General features: G+C 67.3%; 17 protein-coding genes. 10 read left to right on the top strand and 7 right to left on the bottom strand.

Annotated features, from left to right (window positions below; genetic code table 11):
- Positions 1–10 precede the first annotated feature (10 nt).
- Together J2X98_RS09145 and J2X98_RS09150 are read right to left on the bottom strand one after the other, a co-directional pair.
- Positions 11–763, bottom strand: a complete 753-nt coding sequence (locus J2X98_RS09145; protein ID WP_141943215.1) for a FadR/GntR family transcriptional regulator — start codon at positions 761–763, stop codon at positions 11–13.
- Positions 764–828: 65 nt separating this feature from the next.
- Positions 829–2,586 (bottom strand): L-lactate permease, encoded by a 1,758-nt coding sequence (locus tag J2X98_RS09150; RefSeq protein WP_307306910.1) that lies wholly within the window; start codon positions 2,584–2,586, stop codon positions 829–831.
- Positions 2,587–2,779: 193 nt separating this feature from the next.
- Here J2X98_RS09150 and J2X98_RS09155 point away from each other — a divergent pair, with 193 nt between their 5' ends.
- The 6 genes from J2X98_RS09155 (at position 2,780) to J2X98_RS09180 (ending at position 10,307) form a co-directional block, all read left to right on the top strand.
- Positions 2,780–3,583, top strand: coding sequence for a (Fe-S)-binding protein (locus tag J2X98_RS09155; protein ID WP_141943211.1), 804 nt, complete (start codon positions 2,780–2,782; stop codon positions 3,581–3,583).
- Complete coding sequence (locus J2X98_RS09160; protein ID WP_141943209.1) at positions 3,580–5,127, top strand: LutB/LldF family L-lactate oxidation iron-sulfur protein; 1,548 nt, start codon at positions 3,580–3,582, stop codon at positions 5,125–5,127. Before J2X98_RS09155 ends, J2X98_RS09160 begins: the two co-directional genes overlap by 4 nt.
- On the top strand, positions 5,124–5,762 hold the full coding sequence (locus J2X98_RS09165; RefSeq protein WP_141943206.1) for a LutC/YkgG family protein: 639 nt from the start codon (positions 5,124–5,126) through the stop codon (positions 5,760–5,762). Before J2X98_RS09160 ends, J2X98_RS09165 begins: the two co-directional genes overlap by 4 nt.
- A 9-nt stretch (positions 5,763–5,771) precedes the next feature.
- Complete coding sequence (locus J2X98_RS09170) at positions 5,772–6,590, top strand: pyruvate, water dikinase regulatory protein (protein WP_141943204.1); 819 nt, start codon at positions 5,772–5,774, stop codon at positions 6,588–6,590.
- Between the two features lie 145 nt (positions 6,591–6,735).
- The gene (gene ppsA / locus J2X98_RS09175; protein ID WP_307306923.1) at positions 6,736–9,165 is read left to right on the top strand and encodes a phosphoenolpyruvate synthase; all 2,430 of its coding nucleotides are present in this window, start codon (positions 6,736–6,738) and stop codon (positions 9,163–9,165) included.
- A gap of 233 nt (positions 9,166–9,398) precedes the next feature.
- Positions 9,399–10,307, top strand: a complete 909-nt coding sequence (locus tag J2X98_RS09180) for a CPBP family intramembrane glutamic endopeptidase (RefSeq protein WP_307306926.1) — start codon at positions 9,399–9,401, stop codon at positions 10,305–10,307.
- Position 10,308: 1 nt separating this feature from the next.
- Here the strand turns inward: J2X98_RS09180 and J2X98_RS09185 are convergent, their stop codons facing one another.
- The 3 genes from J2X98_RS09185 to J2X98_RS09195 form a co-directional block, all read right to left on the bottom strand.
- Positions 10,309–11,043 carry a hypothetical protein gene (locus J2X98_RS09185; RefSeq protein ID WP_307306929.1) on the bottom strand — a complete coding sequence of 245 codons (735 nt, stop codon included), beginning with the start codon at positions 11,041–11,043 and terminating at the stop codon, positions 10,309–10,311.
- Between the two features lie 88 nt (positions 11,044–11,131).
- Positions 11,132–11,638, bottom strand: coding sequence for a DinB family protein (locus J2X98_RS09190; RefSeq protein WP_141943194.1), 507 nt, complete (start codon positions 11,636–11,638; stop codon positions 11,132–11,134).
- 40 nt (positions 11,639–11,678) lie between these two features.
- Positions 11,679–12,566: a potassium channel family protein gene (locus J2X98_RS09195; RefSeq protein ID WP_307306933.1), complete on the bottom strand. Its 888-nt coding sequence runs from the start codon at positions 12,564–12,566 to the stop codon at positions 11,679–11,681.
- Positions 12,567–12,624: 58 nt separating this feature from the next.
- Here J2X98_RS09195 and J2X98_RS09200 point away from each other — a divergent pair, with 58 nt between their 5' ends.
- Genes J2X98_RS09200 through J2X98_RS09210 form a run of 3 tightly spaced genes read left to right on the top strand, consistent with a single transcriptional unit; the run spans position 12,625 to position 14,377 of the window.
- Positions 12,625–13,137, top strand: a complete 513-nt coding sequence (locus tag J2X98_RS09200) for a GNAT family N-acetyltransferase (RefSeq protein ID WP_307306935.1) — start codon at positions 12,625–12,627, stop codon at positions 13,135–13,137.
- On the top strand, positions 13,134–13,808 hold the full coding sequence (locus J2X98_RS09205; RefSeq protein WP_222116075.1) for a DUF1214 domain-containing protein: 675 nt from the start codon (positions 13,134–13,136) through the stop codon (positions 13,806–13,808). The genes J2X98_RS09200 and J2X98_RS09205 overlap by 4 nt, the downstream gene beginning before the upstream one ends.
- Positions 13,805–14,377: a DUF1254 domain-containing protein gene (locus J2X98_RS09210; protein WP_307306939.1), complete on the top strand. Its 573-nt coding sequence runs from the start codon at positions 13,805–13,807 to the stop codon at positions 14,375–14,377. Before J2X98_RS09205 ends, J2X98_RS09210 begins: the two co-directional genes overlap by 4 nt.
- A 69-nt stretch (positions 14,378–14,446) precedes the next feature.
- Here the strand turns inward: J2X98_RS09210 and J2X98_RS09215 are convergent, their stop codons facing one another.
- Complete coding sequence (locus J2X98_RS09215; RefSeq protein WP_307307348.1) at positions 14,447–16,123, bottom strand: FAD-binding dehydrogenase; 1,677 nt, start codon at positions 16,121–16,123, stop codon at positions 14,447–14,449.
- A gap of 125 nt (positions 16,124–16,248) precedes the next feature.
- Between J2X98_RS09215 and J2X98_RS09220 the strand changes: the two genes are divergently transcribed.
- On the top strand, positions 16,249–17,145 hold the full coding sequence (locus J2X98_RS09220) for a diacylglycerol/lipid kinase family protein (protein ID WP_141943188.1): 897 nt from the start codon (positions 16,249–16,251) through the stop codon (positions 17,143–17,145).
- Between the two features lie 23 nt (positions 17,146–17,168).
- On the opposite strand, the gene J2X98_RS09225 is transcribed toward J2X98_RS09220, so the two are convergent.
- Entirely contained in the window at positions 17,169–17,435 is a 267-nt protein-coding gene (locus tag J2X98_RS09225; protein WP_307306944.1) for a hypothetical protein, read from the bottom strand.
- Positions 17,436–17,521: the final 86 nt, after the last annotated feature.

Here is a 17,521-nt window from a genome sequence, read left to right on the forward strand (position 1 = left end):
TCCAAAAATGTCAGGTAACTGTGCCGGGCCGGGGCGCCGTGGCGTCCCCTGCCCGCTGGTAGAACCATTCGATGTGCTCGCGCAGCAGGCGCGCGGCGAGCTCGCCGTCCCGGGACTGGACGGCATCGAAGATTCCGTGGTGTTGGGCGCGGAGGACTTCCAGGACGTCCGGCCAGTCCTCCATCGCGTCCATGGCGCCCTTGACGTAGCCGACGATCGAACCGCTGAGGGACTCCATGATGGTGGCCATTACCTCGTTGCCGGCGAGTGAACTCAGCGCCACATGGAACCTGGCGTCCAGCTCATGGAAGGCTGCCCGGTCCAGTCCCGGGTGGTCCATGGCCTCCAGCAGTTGGGCCGCCTGTTCACGGTCCTCGTCACCGCCTTCACGCGCCGCCCCTGCGCGGGCAGTCCAGGTTTCCAGGAGGATACGGGTTTGGACGATGTCCTCGACCGGCAACCGGTTGCTGGCAACGTGCAGCCGGAGGGCGGACGAAAGCCCCGCGGACGGGTCGGAAACAACAATGGCACCGGACATCGGCCCGGAACCCACCGAACTGCGGACCACCCCCATGGCGTCGAGGATCCGGATGGCTTCGCGCACGGACGCCCGCGATATGCCATAGTTTTCCGCCAGGGTCCGTTCGCCGGGGAGCCGGTCGCCGACTTTGATTTTGCCGGCCCGCAGGTCCGCCTCAATGTCTTTCAGCAGAGCGTCTTGGGTTCGACGGCGGGGGGCTGCTCCGGCTGCGGCGGTTGTCACGGGCGATCCTCAAGGTGGGGGTGCGGGCCCAGGGCCCGCACCCTTGTTTTGCACGGGCGGTTTGGCTAGGGAAGCATCCATCCCAGGACGGGGGTGGACTGCAGGAAGACAATAGTGCACAGCACCACCAGCAACCCCACGCTCCATCCGACTACCTTACGCAGAAGGACCGATTCCTGGCCGTCGAGGTTGACGGCGGTGGCGGCAATGGCGAGGTTTTGCGGACTGATGAGTTTGCCCACCACCCCGCCGGCCGTGTTGCCGGCCACCAGCAGGTTGGGGTCGATGCCTGCGTTCACGCCCGCCGTCTGCTGCAGCTTGGCAAACAGGGCGTTCGCGGAGGTGTCCGAACCGGTCACTGCCGTGCCCAGCCAGCCGAGCACGGGGGAGAGGAACGCGAAGAAGCTGCCGGTCCCGGCCAGCCACACGCCGATCGAGACCGTCTGGCCCGAGTTGTTCATGACGTAGGCAAGGGCAAGCACCGTGATGATGGTCAGGCCGGCCCAGCGCATCTTGAAGATGGTCCGTCCGATTTCGGCCACGGCATCGCTTACCGTCATGTGGAAGCGCCCCCGGTCATCGAAGCGGGCGTAGACGATTGCCACAACCAAACCCGTGATCAGGAGGAGTGTGCCGGGGCTGGACAGCCACTGGAAGACGTAGATGGTGGACGACAGCGGTTTGCCGTCGGCGCCCACCAGGGCGTCGTGGAGGACCGGCCACGGGATCTTGATATCGGTGGCCGCGAGGGCGGCAGGAAGGTCGACGCCGAGCTTCCAGAGTTTTGCGATGCCGAACACCACAATGACGAGGAAGTAGGGAAACAGTGCGAGCCACGTGCGTGCCGGGGTGAGGCCTTCGCCGTCGGCAGCTTCTGCGGTGGCAACACCGCCTGTGCGGGCAGTGTTGCCACCGCCGTGGCTGCCCGCGGCGGCACCGGCGGCACCTGCGGCAGCGGCCTCCGCGGCGACGCCAAGCCGGTCACGTGCTGCCCCGGTGCCCCTGGGCTTCCACAACCGGAAGAACACGACAGCCGCGCCCAGGCCGACCAGCGAGGCCATGATGTCGGTGAGTTCATAGGAGAAGAAGTTGGAGCAGAGGAACTGCGCGGCCGCGAAGGAGAACCCGATGACCAGCGCGGCAGGCCAGCAGTCCTTCAAACCCTTGCGTCCGTCCAGGATGAAGAGCAGGATCAGCGGGACGAAGGTTGCCAGCAGCGGCGCCTGGCGGCCCACCATGGCGCCGATGTCCGTGGCGTGGAGGCCGGTGAGCCCGGCGGCGGTGGTGATCGGGATGGCCATGGCGCCAAACGCGACCGGAGCGGTGTTGGCCACCAGTACGGCGGCAGCCGCCCGGAGCGGCGGAAGGCCCAGGGCCAGCAGCATGGTGGCGGTGATGGCCACCGGTGCGCCGAATCCGGCAAGGGCCTCAAGGAGGCCGCCGAAGCAGAAGGCAATGAGGACACCCTGCAGGCGGACGTCGCCGCCGCCGATCACATCGAAGACGCGGCGAAGGTCCTCGAAGCGGCCGCTGAGCACCGTCACCTGGTAGAGCCAGACGGCCATGACCACGATCCACAGCACGGGGAAGGCGCCGAAAACCCCGCCCTGGGTTGCGGACAGGAGGGCCAGGCCAGCGGGCATCTTGAAGGCCAGGATGCCCACGGCCAGGGCCACCAGCAGGGCAAACGCCCCGGCCACGTGGGCTTTGGTCTTGGCGACGGCGAGCAGGACAAAGAAGGTCAGCAGCGGCAACAGGCCGACGATGGCCGACCAGGCAACGCTGTTCAGCACCGGGTCAGTGCTGGGGGTGAAGTGGTCCACGGAGTTCCTCCACATTGAGGGGCGAGCGGCTTATTTGGTCAGACCACAATGGTCTGACCACGGAAGTGTAGCCCATCTTTCCTCGATTGTGTGAGCCGCTTCACCTTCCCGAATGGGCTTGTGGGTGGTAGCCATCACGTGGTCTACTGTGGTCAGACCATAGAAGCATTCCCAACCCTCCCGGAAGGCCGCCATGAGAATTGCCTTGTTCGCCACCTGCATCGTGGATGCGATGTACCCGGCCACGGCGAAGGCCACGGTCAAGATCCTGGAGCGCCTGGGGCACGAAGTGGTGTTCCCCTCCGGGCAGGCCTGCTGCGGCCAGATGCACGTCAACAGCGGCTACCTCAACGAGGCCGTTCCCGTGGTGGCCAACCACGTGGCAGCCTTCGACACCGCGGACTATGACGTCGCCGTCGCCCCCTCCGGGTCCTGCGTTGCCTCCGTCAAGCACCAGCACCCCATGGTGGCCCGCTCCTGCGGTGACGCGGCGCTGGAAGCCCGCGCGACAGCCGTCGGCGCCAAAACCTATGAACTGTCCGAGTTGCTGGTGGACGTGCTCGGTGTGACCGACGCCGGCGCCCAGCTGGGCTCCTACTTTCCGCACCGGGTCACCTACCACCCCAGCTGCCACGGCATGCGCCTGCTGCGGCTCGGGGACCGGCAGTCCCGCCTCCTGCGGACCGTGCAGGGGATTGACCTTGCCGATCTTCCCGAGGCGGACCAGTGCTGCGGCTTCGGCGGTACGTTCTCCATGAAGAATGCCGATGTTTCCTCGGCCATGCTCCAGGACAAGGCGGCCAACGTCGAGTCCACGGGGGCCGAACTCTGCACCGGCGGCGATGCCTCCTGCCTGATGCACATCGGCGGCGGCCTGTCCCGGCAGGGCAGTTCAACCGCCACCCTCCACCTGGCCGAAATCCTCGCCAGCACCATGGAAGAGCCGGCGTCCGTCACCGGCGAAGTCCGCGTCTCCACCGGAAAGGCCCTCCGATGACCACCTTTTTGGGAATGCCCGCCCTTCCGGCCTACGGCTCGGGCAACCTTTTCGCGGGAGAAACCTTCCCCGCCGCCGCGCACCGCGAACTGGGCAATGCCCAGCTGCGGGCCAACCTTGGCCATGCCACGCACACCATCCGCGACAAACGCCAGGCAGTGGTCTCCGAACTGCCCGACTGGGAGCAGCTGCGCGATGCCGGATCCGCCATCAAGGAGTCCGTGATGGCCACGCTGCCCGAACTGCTGGAGGAGTTCGAAAAGAACTTCACGGCCCGCGGCGGCGTAATCCACTGGGCCCGCGACGCCCGGGAGGCCAACGACATCGTGGCCGAACTGGTCCGCGAAACCGGCGAAACCGAGGTGGTCAAGGTCAAGTCCATGGCCACCCAGGAGATCGGGCTCAACGAGTACCTCGAGGAGCAGGGAATACAGGCCTTCGAAACGGACCTCGCTGAACTCATCGTCCAGCTGGACCATGACAAGCCCAGCCACATCCTGGTCCCTGCCATCCACAAGAACCGCACGGAGATCCGGGACATCTTCCTCCGCGAAATGCCGGACGCCGACCCGGCGCTCACCGACGATCCGCCCGTCCTGGCCATGGCGGCCCGCGAGCACCTGCGCCGCAAGTTCCTCACCGCCAAGGTGGCCGTGTCCGGGGCCAACTTCGCCATTGCCGATTCCGGCACCCTGGCCGTCGTCGAGTCCGAAGGCAACGGGCGCATGTGCCTCACCCTGCCGGAAACTCTGATCACGGTGATGGGCATCGAAAAGCTGCTGCCCACCTGGCAGGACCTGGAAGTGTTCATGCAGCTGCTCCCGAGGTCCTCCACCGGGGAGCGGATGAACCCCTACACCTCGCTGTGGACCGGCGTCATGGAGGGCGACGGTCCACAGAACGTGCACCTGGTGCTCCTGGACAACGGCCGCAGCGCCGCGCTCGCAGACGGGATGGGCCGCTCGGCCCTGCACTGCATCCGCTGCAGCGCCTGCATGAACGTCTGCCCGGTGTACGAGCGCACGGGCGGCCACGCCTACGGCTCCACGTATCCCGGCCCCATCGGCGCGATTCTTTCCCCGCTGCTGACCGGCATCCAGGCGGAGGAAAACAGTTCCCTGCCGTACGCCTCCTCCCTCTGCGGGGCCTGCTATGACGCCTGCCCGGTGAAAATCAACATCCCGGACATCCTGGTGCACCTTCGCAGCGTGGACGTGGACAGCAAGCGCGGGACAAAGAAGCTCCCCAGCCAGATGGATGTGGGCATGAAGGCGGCGTCCTGGGCATTGTCCTCCGGCAAGCGACTGGGCCTGGTGGAGAAGGGCCTGCCGCTCGGCCGCCTGGCCGCCGGGCCCGACCGGAAGATCACCAGGCTTCCCGGCATCGCCGGCGGCTGGACCCAAAGCCGCGACATCCCGGCACCCCCGGCGCAGTCGTTCCGGGACTGGTGGGCCAAGGAACACCGGGACGCCGGCTCGCCTGGACAGCCGGACCCCGGACACTCCCACGAACCGTCACGAGACGATAAGGAAGCCCAGCAATGAGTGCACGCGAAGACATCCTCACGCGGATCCGGACCGCGTTGCAGGACAGCCCCGAGGCGCCGCAGATACCCCGGGAGTACAGGGCAGCGTCCGGGATGGGAACAGACGAACTGATTGAACTGCTGGTGGACCGGCTGGTGGACTACAAGGCGCAGGTGGCCGTGGTGCAGGAAAGTGACGTGCCCGCCCGGATCGCATCGCTCCTGGAAGGCGCGAAGACGTACGTTGTGCCCGAAGGGCTCGACGCCGGCTGGCTGGCCGGGATGGGCGACGACGGCACCGGCAGCTCCCGCCGTCGGACGGATTCTCCGGCGGAACCGCTCAGCGTTGCCGGGCTTGATGGCATCGACGCGGTGGTGACCGGCAGCGCAGTAGCCGTGGCCGAGACGGGAACCATCATCCTGGACGGCAGCGCCAACCAGGGCCGCCGCGCCATCAGCCTGGTCCCGGACCACCACATCTGCGTTGTGAAGGCCGCGGACATCGCCGGCATCCTGCCCGAGGCGCTGCGCAGGATCGACGGGACGCGGCCCATCACCATGATCAGCGGGCCGAGCGCCACCAGCGACATCGAGCTCGAACGCGTGGAGGGCGTCCATGGCCCGCGCAGGCTTGATGTCATCATTGCCCGCTAAAGTCGTGCCATGACCACTGCTGCTCTACGGCCTGTCTACTTCCTGTCGGACAGTACCGGCATCACCGCGGAAACCCTGGGCAACACATTGCTGACGCAGTTCCCGGTGGACAACTTTGACCGCGTCACCATCCCGTTCATCACCACGGCGGAACAGGCCCGGTCCGTGGTGCGGACCATCGACGGCCTCGCCGCCAGCGGGCCCCAGCCCCTCGTCTTCTCCACCGCGGTCAGCAGCGACATCCGGCAGATCCTGGCCGGCTGCAAGGGCGTAATCGTGGATCTGATCGGCACCCATGTGGGCGTCCTGGAGAAGGCGCTGGGAACCCCGGCCAGCGGTGAGCCGGGCCGGGCGCACGGACTGGGGAATGCCGCCCGCTACCAGTCCCGGATGGCCGCCGTGGAGTATGCCATGGAGCACGACGACGGCCAGAGCCTGCGTGCCCTGGAGAAGGCCCAGGTGATCCTGGTGGCGCCGTCACGGTGCGGCAAGACCCCCACCACCATGTACCTGGCGCTCCAGCACGGGATCTTCGCCGCGAACTTCCCCCTCGTGGACGAGGATTTCCAGCGGGACGGGCTGCCCAAGCCGCTGCGGCCTTTCGTGTCGAAGTGTTTCGGTCTGTCCTCCAACCCGCTGCGCCTCAGCCAGATCCGCACCGAGCGCCGGCCCAGCTCGCCGTATGCGTCGCTACGGCAGTGCGGCTTCGAACTGCGCAGCGCCGAGCAGCTGTACGTCTCGCACCGGATCCCGTACCTGAACTCGGCCACCGTCTCCGTGGAGGAAATGGCGGCCACCATCCTGCAGCGGATGAACCTCAAGCACTAGCGCCCTTTCACAAATGTGGCATGGCGCACATCATGTGGAAAGTGCGCCGGGAACCTGCCACTGTTGACAGGAATTTCCTCCGGCTGCCCACTACCGTGGGCAGCCGGTCCACGCCATGCCACCCCACTGCAAAGGAGCAGCAATTATGACCACAGACGTTCTCTGGTTCTCTGAACTTGGACTGAAGGACCTGGACAAGGTGGGCGGCAAGAACGCCTCCCTGGGCGAAATGGTGCAGAACCTCACCTCTGCCGGCGTCCAGGTGCCTGACGGGTTCGCCACCACGGCGGACGCCTACCGCCGGTTCCTGTCCGACTCCGGCCTGGACCAGAAGATCGCGGACCGGCTGGTAGGGCTGGACACCGACGACGTGACCGCGCTGGCCTCCGCAGGCCAGGAAATCCGGGGCCTGGTCCGCGATACCCCCTTCCTGCCGGACTTCGAGGCGCAGGTGCGCGAGGCGTACCAGCAGCTGGTGGACAAGCACGCCGGCTCCGCGGACCTGTCCTGGGCGGTCCGGTCCAGTGCCACGGCTGAGGACCTTCCCGATGCCTCCTTCGCCGGTCAGCAGGAAACTTTCCTGAACGTCCGCGGCATCGACAACATCCTGCAGGCCATCAAGGACGTCTTCGCCTCGCTCTACAACGACCGCGCCATCGCCTACCGTGTGCACCACAAGTTCGAGCATGCCGAGGTGGCACTGTCGGCGGGCATCCAGCGCATGGTGCGTTCCGACGTCGGCGCGTCCGGCGTCATGTTCACCATGGACACCGAATCCGGCTTCCAGGACGCCGTCTTCGTCACTTCCTCCTACGGGCTGGGCGAAGCTGTGGTGCAGGGCGCCGTGAACCCGGACGAGTTCTACGTGTACAAGCCCGCCCTGGAGGCCGGCCGCCCGGCGATCCTCAAGCGGGGCCTGGGCGAGAAGGCCCTGCAGATGACGTACACCGACAGCAGCGAGGTGGGCCGCACCATTGATTTTGTGCCGGTGGAGGAGTCCCAGCGGGCGCGCTTCAGCCTCACGGACGACGACGTGGAGCAGCTTGCGCGGCACGCCATCGCCATTGAGAAGCACTACGGCCGTCCGATGGACATTGAGTGGGGCAAGGACGGGATCGACGGCGGCCTGTACATCCTGCAGGCCCGCCCGGAAACCGTGCAGTCCCGCCGCGCACCCGGCAGCATGAGCCGCTTCCGCCTGGCCGGCACCGGCCCGGTGCTCGTGGAAGGCCGCGCGATCGGCCAGCGCATCGGCGCCGGCAAGGTCCGGATCCTCACCGCCATCGACCAGATGGCCTCGTTCCAGACCGGCGATGTCCTGGTGGCCGACATGACCGACCCCGACTGGGAACCGATCATGAAGCGCGCCTCCGCAATCGTCACCAACCGCGGGGGACGCACCTGCCACGCAGCCATCATCGCCCGCGAACTGGGGATCCCCGCCGTCGTGGGCACCGGCAACGCCACCGACACGCTGTCCGACGGCCAGGAAGTCACCGTGTCCTGCGCTGACGGCGAGACAGGGTCCATCTACCAGGGCCTGCTGGACTTCAGCGTGGAGGAAACCGGCATCACCACCCTGCCCGAGGCGCCGGTGAAGGTGATGATGAACGTGGGGACGCCGGAACAGGCCTTCACGTTCGCGCAGCTTCCCAACCACGGTGTGGGCCTGGCCCGGCTGGAGTTCATCATCAACCGGCAGATCGGCATCCACCCCAAGGCCCTGCTGAACCTGGACAGCCAGCCCGAGGATGTGGCCGCCGAGATCAGGAAGCGGATCAGCGCCTACGACAGCCCGCGCGACTACTACATCAAGCGGCTCGCCGAAGGAGTGGCCACCATCGCCGCGGCGTTCGCGCCAGAGCCGGTGATCGTGCGCATGTCCGACTTCAAGTCCAACGAGTACGCCAACCTCATCGGCGGTCCGGCGTACGAGCCGCACGAAGAAAATCCGATGATCGGGTTCCGCGGCGCGTCCCGCTACCTGGAGCCGTCCTTCCGGGACTGCTTCGACCTCGAGTGCGAGGCCCTGTCCTTCGTCCGCAACGAGATGGGCCTGACCAACGTCAAGCTGATGATCCCCTTCGTGCGGACCCTGGACGAGGCGCAGGGCGTCATCGAACTGCTCGCCGAAAACGGCCTGCGCCGCGGCGAAAACGGCCTCGAGGTGATCATGATGTGCGAGCTGCCGTCCAACGCGCTGCTCGCCGACGAGTTCCTGGAGCACTTCGACGGGTTCTCCATCGGCTCCAACGACATGACCCAGCTGACCCTTGGCCTGGACCGCGACTCCGCGATCGTGGCCAACAGCTTCGATGAGCGGGACCCTGCGGTGAAGAAGCTGCTCAGCATGGCCATCAAGGCCTGCCGGGCCCGCGAAAAGTACGTGGGCATCTGCGGGCAGGGCCCCAGCGACCACCCCGACTTCGCCGAATGGCTGGTGAAGGAAGGTGTCAACTCCGTCTCCCTCAACCCGGACACCGTGGTGGACACTTGGCTTCGGCTGGCGGGAGCATCGGAGGGTGCTTCGGACAGCGGGGCCCAGGGCGCGGCAGTTGCCGCCGGCGCTGCCTGACCGGTAACGCATAGTTCAAGGGGCGGTTCCGTCACCGGCCGACTGGCCGGTGACGGAACCGCCCCTTGGCGTGGAAAGCCCACCAAATTGGGGGATTGCCGCGTTGGCTGCGGGGGCGATACTGGACGTATGTGGGAGGTGCCGTTCGAGCAGGGGTGCAGGACCGGCGTCGAGCAGGGGAGAGCTGGTAGCCCGGCCCGCGGCCTGAAAGGCGGAGGGATTCGATGCATGCCTTGACGGCTTCCATACGCAGGCACCCGCTGCCCTGGTACTTCGCGGTGACCTTCCTCCTGTCCTGGGGCGCCATCGTAACGGCCGTGTGGTTGGTCACCGGCGGCCTCTCACCCACACCGGAACAGTTCCAGCGAACCATCCCCGCCACGGTGCCGGCCATGCTGCTGGGGCCTGCGGTGGCCAGCCTGGTCCTGACAGGGATCCTGTCCGGACGGGAGGGGTACCGGGACCTCCGGACGCGGCTGCTCACCTGGCGGGTCGCGGGTCGCTGGTACCTCTTCGCCCTTCTGGTCGCTCCAGTGACGTTGGCCGCCCCCGTGCTGGTGCTCTGGATATCCTCCCTGGATTATGCGCCGAGGATTGCCACGGAGCCGGACAGGGCCGGAACACTTGTCACGGGAGTTGTGCTGGGGCTGGTAGTCGGGCTTCTCGAGGAGATCGGCTGGACCGGGTTCGCCATTCCCAGGGCCAGGCAGCACTACAGCGTTCTCTGGACAGGGGTCCTGGTGGGCGTGCTGTGGGGCGCCTGGCACTTCTTCGTGAACTACTGGGGCGGCGGCGGGACGAACGGCGGCGTGCCCCTGGCGATCTTCATGTCGCTGTGGTTTGCCACGGTACTTGTCGGCCAGCTGACGGCCTACCGGGTGCTGATGGTCTGGGTCTATGACCATACGGGCAGCGTGCTGGTGGCGGCGCTGATGCACGCCAGCCTGTCGGCATTCCAGTTCATCCTCAACCCGCTGACACCTGGCGTTCCCCAGCAGGTCTACCCGTGGGGGCAGGCGGCCACCATGTGGCTGTTGGTTGCCGCCGTGGCACTGACAAGCCGGGGCGAGATGACCGGTCCACGACGCTTCCTGCCCATTCACGTCAGGTCAGGGCACAGGTCCCCGCGCCGGCGCAGGTAACCTAGGGGGTCCTGCGGGTGGCGGGCAGATGCCGTGCGGGGTCGAACGGGTCGAAGGCCGACGCGCCAATCACGAAGAGGCCGCGCTGCGGAATCCAGAAGTCAGCCAGCCGGGCCTGCACGTTGAGTGGCTGCGGCGTGCCGAGGTCCTCGCCGCCGAGGGTTGCCGAGCTGCGGGAGATGAACCACATGCGCCGGGGCTTGGCCAGGAAGCCCTGCTTGTTGGGTACGCTCCCCGCCAATCCGAGGTGTCCCGCGCCGAGCATGGGCCCGGCAGCGGAACCCATGGTTTTCAGGAACACCTTGTTGGACAAGAGCATGTTCGGCATCGCCGTCATGACCGCGCTCATGGCCGCGGTGATGGGCTTTGATTCGAGCTCCACGTCCCAGGTGAGGTCCACGTCCTGGCCGACTGACATGGTGAAGGACGTGTCGCCCGTCCAGTCGAGGCCTACATCGCACTGGACGGCTTCGCGGAGGCCGGCACTGAAATAGCGGGCGCAGGAAACGTCCGGTGCTGCGTCAGCGTAGATGGTCCAGGAGCCGTTCGGCCGGCGCAGCCACACCGATGTGTAGCCGGGGCCCACGCTGGTGAGCGGGAAGCGCCGCATGGCCAGGACATAGCCGGAACTGAAGGGCAGTCCCATCACGCCGTATCCGGAGAACCGCTCGTCATCGCCCGGAGTGAACGTAGCCTGGTGTTCCGCTTCGAGGGCCCGCGTCCGGATGGTCTTCATCGCTTCCCTCCTCCGCATGGATGGGAGGCTGAGTTTACGCCCGGGCCCTCACGACTACAACGGGCTGTGCCACCCCGGCGGTGCGGTTTCACGCTGCGCTTTCCGCCGCTAGGATCTGCTCGCGGAGGATGTCCGCGTGGCCGCAGTGCTGCGCCAGTTCCCGCAGCATGTGCAGGTACACCCAGCGCAGCGGGAGCGGTCCGCGCCGGTTGCCGGTGACCACGTCATCCAGGCCAAGTGGAGCCGCAGCGGCGCGGGATGCGGCGCAGGCTCCGAGGTGAGCTGCGCGGATGGAGGCTACGGTGTCGGAGTCGTCCAGGATGAACGATTCATCCGGCGTGGCCGGGATGCCGATCTCGCTGCGCGGCCGCCCGGTGAAAGCCTCATCGAACCAGACCTTTTCCACGAAGGTGGCGTGCTTCACCAGCCCCAGCAGGGTGGTCCGGGAGGGAACCAGCCGGCGCCGGGCCTGCTCCTCGGTCAGCCCGTCCAGGCACTCATCGAGCGCGGCCCGGTGCTCATCCAGGAAGAACTCGAACTGGACGCGCTCAGGCTCGTTGATGACGTCGTCCATGGAGTGTATGTGGGAAGGCATACGCAGACCCTAGCAAGCCGCCCCCCAGAGCAGCGCAGCGTCAGGCCCGCTCCGGGGGCCGGCGGTGACGGTGGTGGAGTTCATAGTGGTCGAACACATCCGAGGAGGTGTTCCCAACATGGCCGAACTTCCCGCGCAGCACCTCGGCCAGGTCGTCCAGCGCGGCGTAGAGCATCCTGCCGGCAAACCGGAGTTCGGGATTGTGGCTGCCCTGGGCCTCGGAAGCCAGCCCGTGGGCGTAGGCAAGGGTGGCCGGAAGCGAACCCCGCTGCTCCACCTCGTGGAAGTAATAGGTCTCGTTGAAGGACAGGAGATCGATGCTTACGGCGGCCACGTTCTCCGCCATCGATTCCAGCAGCACCGCTGCGTGCCGGGGGTCCAGGGACGCGAGGCCGGAGGGCCCCACGGCTTCCCGGAACAGGTTCAGCTGGTGGGCAAGCGCACGGCGCCGGCTCAGTGCCGGGTAGGTCTGGAGGATCCAGGAAACCGTGGCGGTCAGCAGGCCAAAACCGGCCACTGCCTGGAAAGCCATCACCAGCCGAAGGACGGGATGGATGGCCACGATTTCGCCAAACCCAGCGGTGGAGAGGGCCACCAGGGAAATGTAGAGCGCCTCGGCAAAGTCGGCATGCCGGGGGATGCCATTTGAGTAGGAGAACCCGTCCGGCAGGTGGGGGAGGTACAGCAGCGCCCAGCCCACGGCCGCCAGGGCCGCCCACGCTGCGATGACGGCGGCCATGGCCAGCGGCGCGGCAATGGAGGAGGCTCCCCCGTGGACTTTGCTGGACACCCGCCAGAACGCGCGCATGATGGTCCGCCCTACCGGCCCCGAGCCGTGGGGGTACAACAGCGTCAGGAAGACGTCGGCCACCATCAGCAGAATCAGCGCTGCGCCTACCGCGGTGAAGAGCACGCCCTCGAAGTCCATGCCTCATCTTAGGTGCCGCCCCTGCCGGTAACGCCGCTCCTGTGGCTAGGCTGGCGGCATGGACTTTCTACTCCGCCAGGCAACGCCGGAGGACGCCGAGGCGGTAGTGCTGATGCAGACGCTGGCGCACGAGGAGTGCTACCGGCACCTGTTGTCGCCGGGCTTTTTCGAGCGGCGCAGGGCCGGCATCCCGGAGCGGGTGGAGCGGCGGCGGCCGTTCCTGGACACCAGGGAGCCTCGGATCCTCGCCTTCGACGCCGACAACCGGCTGGTGGGGTACGCGGACGCGGGCCCGGGACGGGAGGACGACGCTCCTGAAGCGCTGGAACTCTACGCGATCTATACCCTCCGGCACACCTATGGGACTGGCCTGGGGGCAGCCCTGGTAGGTGCCGCCGTGGGCTCCGGCCCCGCCTATCTGTGGGTGCTGGAGGACAATCCCCGTGCCCTGGCCTTCTACCGGAAACAGGGCTTCCAGCCCGACGGCAAGCGCAACACCCTGCCGCCCGAATGGGAGGCGCTGCCCGAACTCCGGCTGGTCCGCAGGGCGGAGGAGGCCACGGGGAGTTGAGGAGGACCTATGGCTACTTCGCGGCGCTGGTCGGCACAGTCTGCGTGGCGTTCATCCTCGCCATGCTTTTCCTCCCGCTGACGCGGACCGTCCGCAGCGATGTGCTGCAGGGCTTCCTCATCGGCTTTGGCCTGGCTTTCGTCACCGCGCAGGCCTACGCCCGGATCAAAGCCGTCAGGGTCAACGGCTGGATCACCATGCCCGGCCTGGGGGACCCCGGCAATGGCGTGCTGATGCGCGCTGCCTGCGCCCAACTGTTTCCCGGCCCCGTGAATACACCGGAAGAGGCGGTCTACTGGTGGGCCAATACGGACGCAACGGGCAGGGAACTGACCGGCCGGAACCGCTACGTCCTCCGGTTCCCGCCCGGCGGCTTGCCGCCCAACAACGCCTTTTGGTCGCTGACCATGGGCGACGCCAGGAACCGCTTCGTCCCAAACCCCCTTCGGAGGTACAGCGTGAGCGACAGGTCCGGACTGGTCCCCGGCCCCGACGGTTCTGTTGAGGTCTTCATCCGGGCCACGCCCCCTGAAGGAGGCACGTCGAATTGGCTGCCCGCCCCGTCGGGGAAGTTCATTCTGTGGCTGCGTGTCTATGAGCCCGGCCCGGAGATCCTGTCCGGGCATTACGTGGTGCCGCCGGTGGCCAGGGCGGGAGGCCCGACTCCGTGAGGCTGGAACACCTGCTCATCTTCGGCCTCGTCATGGTGGCCACGTGGTGCGCTGCCACCTATTTCTGGCCGCGAATGCTCCTCTCCGTGTTCAAGCGGGCCATCGTGGTCAAGGGATTCGGCGATGGTCCTGTTCCTGTCAATACCCTCTACACCCAGTCGGCGGCCCTTTTCGCAGACCCCCTTAATCTTCCGGCGGGCACCTCGAAAGTGGCATCGGCGGGCGTCAACCGCGACACCCTCCTGACCTTGGGCTGGCTGGACCTCTCCAAGGGGCCGTTGGTGCTCCACGTGCCGGACATGGCAGGACGGTATTACAGCGTGCAGTTCACCAATCCGTCCACCAACACCAACTTCGCCTACGTCGGCAAGCGCACCACCGGCGCAGGGCCGGGTGATTTCCTCATCACGGGGCCCGGATGGACCGGTGACGTCCCGGACGGGGTGGGGCACATTGCCTCGCCCCGCCGCTCGGTGCTGCTCATCGGCCGGGTGCTTGTCTACGACGACGCCGACCTGGCAGCAGCCCACAGGCTCTCGACGCAGTTGCGCCTGGCACCGCTGCGGTAACTTCGTAGGGGCACAGCGGACGACGGCGGCACAGGGCTGGGTGCCACGCCGGGCCTGGGTGCCTCCGGGCTACAGTGCGGTGGCGAGGGTGCGGCCCACTGTGCGGCCGGTGAAGATGCAGCCGCCCAGGAAGGTGCCTTCGAGCGCGTTGTACCCGTGGGCACCGCCGCCACCGAAGCCGGCAGCTTCCCCGGCAGCGTAGAGGCCGGCGATGGGGGAGCCGCCGCGTCCCAGTGCCTGGCCGGAAAGGTTCGTCTGGATCCCGCCGAGCGATTTACGGGTGACCACGTGCAGCCTCACGGCGATCAGCGGACCGGCTGTGGGGTCCAGGATGCGGTGCGGCTTTACGGTGCGGAACAGCCGGTCGCCCAGGTAGCGCCGGCTGTTCCGGATGCCTGCCACCTGGATGTCCTTGGAATAGGGGTTCCGGATCTCGGCGTCGCGCTCCCCGATCTGGCGCTTGAGCTGGGCGTAGTCCAGCAGCGGCTGGTCCGTCAGGGCGTTCATTCCGCGGACCAGGTCTGCCAGGTTGTCCGCCACCACAAAGTCGGCACCGTGCTCCTTGAACGCTTCGATAGGACCGGAGGCGGCGTGGCCCAGCCGGGTCCGGAGCAGGAGTTTGAGGTCCCGGTTGGTGATGTCCGGGTTCTGCTCCGAGCCGGAGAGGGCAAACTCTTTCTCGATGATCCGCTGGTTGAGGATGAACCAGGAATGGTCGTACTGCTGGAGGTCAGGGGTGGCGCGCAGCAGGCGCAGGGTGCCCAGGGTGTCGTAGCCGGGCAGGCCGGGGGAGGGGAGCCGCCGGCCCAGGGCGTCGAACCACAGGGAGGACGGGCCGGGCAGGATCCGGATGGCATGGTCCGGCCAAACGGGGTCCCAGTTCTGGATCCCTTCGGTGTAGTGCCACATGCGGTCGCGGTTCACCAGCCGGACCCCGGACTGGTCGGCGATGTCCAGCATCCGGCCGTCCACGTGCTGGGGCACCCCGGTGACCATCTTCCGCGGCGGCGTCCCCAACCGCTCCGGCCACCACCGACGCACCTGCCCGTGATCGCCGCCGATCCCGCCGGACGCGATCACCACGGCCTGCGCCCGGAGTTCGAATTCGGCAACCACATCGCGGTTCGACGAGACCCCGCGCGGGGACGCGTCGGGTGCCAGCACGGAGCCCCGCACCCCGGTGACCGTGCCGTCGTCGTACGTTAAACCGTCTACGCGGTGCCGGAAATAGAACCGGACGCTGCCTGCCAAGGCCGCCTCCCGGGCCTTGTCCGCAAACGGCTCGGACACCCCGGTGCCGGTGCCCCACGGGACGTGGAAGCGGGGGACCGAGTTGCCGTGGCCGCCGGCCCTGCCGTCGCCGCGCTCCGCCCAGCCCACCAGCGGCGTGAACCGGACGCCCTGCTCCCGCAGCCACGCGCGCTTCTCACCGGCGGCGAACTCCACATAAGCGCGTCCCCACTGCTGCGCCCACTCGTCTTCGGGGTGCGGGCCGGAGAGCCGGTCCCACTGGGCCGACCCCTGCCAGTCCTGCCACGCCAGCTCGACGGAATCCTTCACGCCCAGGCGGCGCTGCATCGGAGTGTCCACCAAGAAGAGGCCGCCCAGGGACCAGAAGGCCTGGCCGCCCAGGTTGGCCTCGCTTTCCTGATCCACGAGGGCCACGCGCCTGCCCGCGCGGACCAGCTCGTTGCAGGCCACCAACCCGGCCAGCCCGCCGCCGATGATGATGACGTCCGCGTCCATGCGGCCCTGCCCAGCGGCGTGTTCACTCATCGTCCCACTCTGCCATCCGGACGTGACTGCGGAAACCAGGGCCGGGGGTTAGGCTGGAACCGTCCGCACCAGAAAACCTGGAGAATACGTACGCCATGGCTGATGACGGAGCACCTGCCGCACCTTTTGACCGTGCCGTCCTGATCTTTAATCCGGGCCGGCCCGGGATGGGCCAACGGATCGAGGCGTTGCAGCGGGACCTGGCCACGGACCTGCCGGGTCTGCGTGTTGATCTGTTGCCCACGGCTTTTGCGGGACACGCGCGCGGCCTTGCGCGCACAGAGGCCGGGCGGGGTACTCCCCTCATCGTGTCCGTCAGCGGGGACGGCGGCTACAACGAGGTGGTCAACGGCGTGATGGACGTTCCCGGCAGCAAGGCCGTTTGCACCGTTGTGCCCGCCGGCAACGCCAACGACCACTACCGGAGCCTGCCGGTGCGAACCTTCGGAGCTGCCGTGTCGGCCGGCGGGGCCAGGCGCATCGACCTGCTGCGGATCACGCTCAGCACCGGAACGGGGGAGCGGATCCTGTACGCGCACTCCTATGCAGGGTTCGGGCTGACGCCCTTGATGGCCATCGGCATCGAACAGGGCGGCAAAGGGAAAGTGCTGGAGCTCATCTCCGTGGCCCGCACGCTCTCGGGGCTGAAGCCGTTCGTGCTTGTCCGGGACGACGGCGCCACGGCGCAGTTCGACAGCCTGATCCTGGCCAACATCTCGCGCATGGCCAAGTACGGCACCGTCAGCGAGTCGCACTACCCGGATGACGGCCGGTTTGAGGTGGTGACGCTGCCCCACGCCGGCCTGATGAAGATGGCACTGATGACGCTCCGCGCCGTCACTCTGGGGCTGGGGCACCAGCCGAGCGTCAGCAGCTACGCCTTCTCCACCCGGGACGCCGTTCCCTGCCAGATTGACGGCGAGGTGTTGTACGTGGAGGCAGGCACCCATGTCCTGGTGGAAAGCGCCAAGGGCGCCCTTGCCACGCTCTGAAGTGTTTGGAGTGTCCGGACCGCCTACGGCTGCACGGCGTCGAAGAACTTGTAGCCCGGGTCCGGCTGGCCCGGCTCCGCCTCATGGGATTTCATGCGAATGAAATCCACGTCCTGCTGGCAAAGCGTGGTCTCGCCGTGGGGATCGCCATTGGCGTCCTGGCCTGTGGCTGCGCTGATTTCCGCTGAGATTGTCCGCGGAAGGATCATGCAACCTGGGTTGGCCAGCAACCACTGCGTCACCGGCGCGGGAAGCCGGTTCCACTGGTCTCGAATACTGATATCTGTCATGGGGTATGCCTTTCGTGGAAGATGCCGGACACTGCCACGCCCGGATGCGGCGGTGCCGGCCGCGGTGTAAGCAGCCGGCACATGGG

Origin of the sequence: Pseudarthrobacter enclensis, from assembly GCF_030811655.1 — a bacterium.
Lineage (GTDB): Bacteria > Actinomycetota > Actinomycetes > Actinomycetales > Micrococcaceae > Arthrobacter > Arthrobacter enclensis_A.